Source organism: Mesorhizobium sp. M1A.F.Ca.IN.020.06.1.1, from assembly GCF_004023265.1.
Taxonomy (GTDB): domain Bacteria; phylum Pseudomonadota; class Alphaproteobacteria; order Rhizobiales; family Rhizobiaceae; genus Mesorhizobium.
Map to the genome: position 1 here is coordinate 1 of NZ_RZSR01001326.1, position 1,226 is coordinate 1,226.

A 1,226-nucleotide genomic window follows, 5' to 3' on the forward strand; every position below is an offset into this window, starting at 1 on the left:
GCCGGTGACGTCGAGAAACAGCCCGTCCTCGCCGTCGATCGCCACCAGCGGCGTGTAGCGGTCGCACCAGTCGGCGAGGCCTTCGAGCAGGCGGCGGTCGGCTTCCGGGTCGGCCTCCACCACATCGATCGACGGATGCATGGCGCGCGCGTCGGCAATGCCCATGCCGCGCTTCAGCTTCAGCGCCTCAGCCCGCTCGTCGAGGGCTGCGATGCGCTGGGCGTTGCTGTCGCGATGGCTGATCACAAGCGGTGGGTAAGATGGGGGCAGGGGATGCGAGGGCCGGGAACGCCAGGACCGCCCCAGACGCTGGCGCAGGATCCGCTCCGCGCAAAGATAGGGGAACCACAGCGACAGAATTCGTTGCCCGCTCTTCCTCGGGCCTTCTTTCGGCAAAAGCGTGCTCATCGGGGTTCCACTCCAGTGTGAATTGTCCGGGCAGGGCCGTGCGGCTCTTGCCGATATCGACGGTGAAGGCGGGGCGGCCGATCGAGCCGGCCAGCGCGCCGGCGAGCGTTTCGCGGCTCGCCGCGGGCGCTGCCGAAACAATGAGGCGCACGGGCGCCGCGGTGGGCTCGGCCTGGCCGGCCTGACGCAGCAAAAATACTGGCCGGCCGGCGCTCTGGGCGCGGGCGTGCAGCCGCCGCGTCGCGGTAAGGTCGAGAAGCCGGGGGCTGCCGCGGATCTCGAGGATGACGGCGGCGAAGGCCGTCATGCGGGCGGCCTCCTCGGCGATCCACAGCGCGTCGAGCAGTTTCGGCGCTTCGGAAAACAGCAATTGTTCGGGCTCGATGCCGAAGAAGGCGTGGAGGCCCCTGGCATAGGGAAAGCCGGCCTCGCGGAAAATCTCCGCCGTTCCGATCCAGAGGACCGGCAGGCCCTGCTTCTGTTGGAGGATCAGGCTGGCGAGCGACAGCGCAAAGCCGGCCACGGCGCCGGCATCGCGGGTCTCCAGCCCATGGATTTCACTGAGCGCCGCCTTGGGCAGGCCGCCGCCGAGGGCGGTGTCGAGGCGTTCTACGCCGGTATGCAGGAAGGCATCCGGCGAGGCCACAGCGAGGCCGCGCCGGACGATGGTGATTTCGGGGGTGACATCCGATCCCGCGGCATCGCCAGCTATTTGTTTTTCCGCAAGTCCGGACGGAAAACCGCTTCGCACTGTTCCTGGAATCGCTTTTGGCGCGCCGGAAGCCGGCGCTTCCAGGCGCTCGGGCAGCGTTCCCTCG

General features: G+C 68.7%; 1 protein-coding gene and 1 pseudogene. Both read right to left on the reverse strand.

Features of this window, described 5'->3' with window-relative positions; all coding sequences use genetic code 11:
- Positions 1 to 306: pseudogene (locus EOA60_RS33695) on the reverse strand (DNA polymerase Y family protein); the annotation flags it as partial.
- On the reverse strand, positions 188 to 1,216 hold the full coding sequence (locus EOA60_RS39430; RefSeq protein WP_245502691.1) for a hypothetical protein: 1,029 nt from the start codon (positions 1,214 to 1,216) through the stop codon (positions 188 to 190). The gene EOA60_RS39430 and the pseudogene EOA60_RS33695, both read right to left, overlap by 119 nt.
- Positions 1,217 to 1,226: the final 10 nt, after the last annotated feature.